Below are 4,099 nucleotides of genomic sequence, written 5' to 3' on the forward strand. Positions count from 1 at the left end.
CACCTGTCTCATCACCTACAGACACGTCCGACGCCTTTGTTAGGACCTCTTAGCCGCGTTCGGCGGCGGACTCGCCTGGGCGGCCTCCACTCTTCACTGGCCAAGCATCAAGCCCTACTCGTTCGGTGACCGGACATGATTCTGGGTGGGGTTGTGCCGCGGGAAACGAGCAGCGCCCACCCCAGCCGATGACGCTCACCGTGCACGCGGACATGCGCGAGTCACTCACCGGGGCCAGGTGCCCGGACGGCACGGCCCGCGACCGCCCCCCCTCCTGCCCCTGCGCCGGACAGGTCGTCATGTCCACCCCATGCGGGGCTGATCTGCGCATCCAGTGATCGCTCCTCGTCCTAGCACGAGAAAACCACCCTGCTAAGGAGCAAAGGTTCAATGAGTAATACCCTCACGCGGCTCGTCACCCTTCTAGCCAAGGGTTTTGGATTCGAGACCCACGAAGTGGCAGCTACCCAGACCTTCAACGACTTGGAGCTGGACTCTCTGGCTCTCGTGGAGCTCACTCTGGCGATCCAGTCAGAATTCGGTATCAAGCTCAGCGACGAGGAACTGAGGGCCAACAGCACCATCACGCAGGCCGTACAGCTCATCGACGCAAAGCAGGAAGATTCCCCATGACTTCTTCCGTTCCCTTCGCCGCAGCAATCACTGGTATCGGGATGATGACAGCAGCCGGAGGCGGCACGGATACCGCCTGGAGGGCAGTCCTGGCCGCGGCCGGCACCTTGGCACAGCCCACCCCCACGCTGGCTGGCCTGCCTACCGACATGTCCTGCTGGGTCCCCTCCTTCGACGCAGATGCCCTCCTCGGGCGGCGCAAGGCATGGCGTCTCGATCGCAGCAGCCAATTGGCACTCGCCGCCACTGCCGAAGCGGTCCGGGACTCCGGCCTGGATTCCGCCTCCTGGGACGGCGCACGCGTCGGCGTCGTCATCGGCAGCGGCATAGGCGGAGCGACCAGTTGGGAGCGGGAGCACACCGTACTGCTGCGAGAAGGACCCCTCAAGGTCTCACCACTGCTGGTGCCCATGCTGGCCATCAACATGTCCGCTGGGCACATCGCCATGGAACACCAGGCCTACGGACCGAACTTCGTCGCCGCCACCGCATGTGCCTCGGGAGCAACCGCCATCGGCCTCGCCCGCGAGCTGCTGCGCAGCAACGCCTGCGACATCGTCATCACCGGCGGAACCGAAGCCTGCCTGGTCCCCTCCATCATTGCCGGATTCAGCCAGATGAAGGCGCTGTCACGTATAGACAACCCACAGACCGCCTCCAGACCCTTCGATGCCACCCGAACCGGCTTCGTCCCGGCGGAAGGCGCCGCCATCCTCGTCCTGGAGCGCTCCGAACACGCCCGAGCCCGCCGCGCACGCATCCATGCCCACATCACTGGCTACGGCGCCTCAGCCGACGCTTACCACGCCACCGCTCCCGACCCCAAAGGCCGCGGGGCTGAACGCGCGCTGCGGGCCGCCCTGCACGATGCGCGTGTCGGAGCAGCCGAAGTCGACCACGTCAACGCCCATGGCACGTCCACTCCGCTGAACGATGCCGTAGAAGCCCATGTGATCCACAAAACTCTCGGCGACAGGCCGGCCGTCACGTCGGCCAAGGGCGTGTTCGGTCATGCTTTCGGCGCCTCAGGAGCCATCGAGGCGGCCGTCACCGCACTGACGATGGAATACGCCATCATCCCGCCCACAGCCAATCTCACAGCCAAAGACCCCAGGATCCACATCGACGTGGTCTCCCACGGCCCACGCCAGGGGAATGTAGAGGTCGCGGTGAGCAATTCGTTCGGCTTCGGAGGCCAGAACGGAGTCCTCGTCTTCACCCGCTGACACAAGATGATCTGCTCCTGCACACGCTTCCTCCCTGAAGTGCCAACGTCTGGGGGTGCATCAGCACCACCACCAGCCTGCCCGGAAATCACAAAAGTCCTCCACAACGCCCGCCGCGCTGCCCTGAATAGGGCACCACAATCCACGAACACCGTTGAGAGAAAAGAGAAATCTCATGTGTGGAATCGTCGGCTGGACCGCCTTCCGCCGCACCTTGGAGAACCAACGGGCCGTAGTCCAGACCATGAACGACACCATGGCTCTCCGAGGTCCCGACGCCGAGGGCATCTGGCTGTCCCGGCATGCCGCACTCGGACACCGCCGGCTGGCCGTCATCGACATCGAAGGCGGCACGCAGCCGATGACCGCCCAGACAGCCCACGGAACCGTGGCCATCACCTACAGCGGTGAAACCTACAACTTCACGGAGCTGCGCAGTGAACTCCGCTGCCGCGGGCACGTGTTCCATACCCACAGCGACACCGAGGTCGTCCTCCGCAGCTACCTGGAGTGGGGCGCTTCTTTCGTCCACCGGCTCAACGGCATGTACGCCCTGGCGATCTGGGACGACCGATCCGAAACGCTGCTCCTTACCCGCGACCGGCTCGGCATCAAGCCGCTCTACTACTATCCGACCGAAGACGGAGTCATCTTCGGGTCCGAACCCAAGGCCCTCCTGGCCCACCCCATGGTCAAGCCAGTCATAGACACCGACGGTCTTCGCAACCTCTTCGGCTTCGTCAGGCCCCCAGGCCAGGCCATCTGGGCAGGCATGCACGAGGTACGCCCCGGAACCACCCTCCAGTGCGACAGTGTCGGCATCAGGGAGCACACCTACTGGAAGCTCGAACTCAACAGCCATCACGATGATGCGCACGCCACCACGCGTAAGGTCCGCGAGCTACTGGAAGACATCGTGCCCCACCAGCTCGTCGCCGACGTCCCACGCTGCGCTCTGCTGTCAGGCGGCCTGGACTCCAGTGGATTGACCGCCCTTGCTGGACGGCATCTGAAGGCAAGCGGTCAGGAGCTTTCCACCTACACAGTCGACTTCGTACAGAGCCAGGACTTCACTCCCAACTCCCTCCACGCCACTCGGGATGCCCCCTATGCCCGCCAGGTCGCCAAACACGTGGGGACAGCCCACCAGGACATCCGCCTGCGACACGACCAGCTTTCTGACCCGGAAGTACGACGGGCGGTCGTCATCGCCCGAGACGCTCCTTTCGGTCTCGGCGATCCAGATCACTCGCTCTACCTCCTGTTCAAAGCACTCCGTGAACACTCCACGGTAGCCCTCTCCGGAGAAGCGGCGGACGAAGTATTCGGCGGCTACCCCTGGCTGCACGACACCAGGGTCCAGCAAACCGCAATGTTCCCCTGGATCACCACCTTCATCGATGACCCGTCCCATCACACCACAACGTTCATCGACCCATCCCTTTTCCATGACACTCTGCGACTGCGAGAATACTGGAGTCAGCAGTACACCGACATGGTGGCGGACGTGGCGCATATAGCGGGAGAGACCGCACACGAACGGCGCATGAGGGAGTTCAATTATGCCCATCTCACAAGATGGCTTCGCATTCTTCTGGACCGTAAGGACCGCATCAGCATGGCGGTAGGACTCGAAGTTCGAGTCCCCTTCTGCGACCACCGGCTCGTGGAGTACATCTACAACACACCCTGGTCCTTGAAGACGTACGACGGGCAAGAAAAGAGCCTGCTGCGCGGGGCTTTCCATGACCTTCTGCCCCCCTCAGTGCTACGGCGGACCAAGGCACTGTTCCCCATGACACAGGAAGAGCACTACGTGACCACCCTGCAAAGCCAGGTAACAGGCCTTCTCACCGAGGGCCACCAAGCAGTCGGCTTCTTCGACCGCGGCGCCTTGGCCGAAGCAGCAAACCTCGAGCCACAAGCAGTCCCCAAGGACGCTCGCCACGCCTTCGAACGCGTCCTCGATCTGGCGGTGTGGTTCAGCGAGTACAGCCCGGAGATCAGACTGGGCTGACGGCCGTTCGGACCAGGTCAAGGTGATTCCGCGCCGCCAGAGCGCCATCTCGAGCGCGTCCAGCGGAAGATCGGTCCGCATGTGGGTGGCGATCTGCCATCCGACGATCATCCGCGAGTACACGTCCAGGACGAAGGCGACATAGGCCCAGCCCGACCAGGTGCGGATTTAGTACTCCAGTGGGACTTCACCATTCGCGCTGGTCAGAGGCGGTCCTTCGAGC

The 4,099-nt window shown here is 63.4% G+C and carries 3 protein-coding genes and 1 pseudogene; 3 read left to right on the forward strand and 1 reads right to left on the reverse strand.

Annotation, left to right across the window (positions count from 1 at the left end; genetic code table 11):
• Positions 1-390: 390 nt before the first annotated feature.
• The 3 genes from IE274_RS39020 (at position 391) to asnB (ending at position 3,876) form a co-directional block, all read left to right on the forward strand.
• Positions 391-633, forward strand: a complete 243-nt coding sequence (locus tag IE274_RS39020; protein ID WP_190120700.1) for an acyl carrier protein — start codon at positions 391-393, stop codon at positions 631-633.
• Complete coding sequence (locus IE274_RS39025; protein WP_190120701.1) at positions 630-1,859, forward strand: beta-ketoacyl-[acyl-carrier-protein] synthase family protein; 1,230 nt, start codon at positions 630-632, stop codon at positions 1,857-1,859. Before IE274_RS39020 ends, IE274_RS39025 begins: the two co-directional genes overlap by 4 nt.
• A 175-nt stretch (positions 1,860-2,034) precedes the next feature.
• Positions 2,035-3,876, forward strand: a complete 1,842-nt coding sequence (gene asnB, locus IE274_RS39030; protein ID WP_190120702.1) for an asparagine synthase (glutamine-hydrolyzing) — start codon at positions 2,035-2,037, stop codon at positions 3,874-3,876.
• A gap of 27 nt (positions 3,877-3,903) precedes the next feature.
• On the opposite strand, the pseudogene IE274_RS39980 reads toward asnB, so the two are convergent.
• Positions 3,904-4,044, reverse strand: a pseudogene (locus tag IE274_RS39980) (DDE-type integrase/transposase/recombinase); the annotation flags it as partial.
• Between the last annotated feature and the right edge of the window lie 55 nt (positions 4,045-4,099).

It is taken from the genome of Streptomyces flavofungini (genome assembly GCF_014650815.1).
Classification (GTDB): Bacteria; Actinomycetota; Actinomycetes; order Streptomycetales; family Streptomycetaceae; genus Streptomyces; species Streptomyces flavofungini.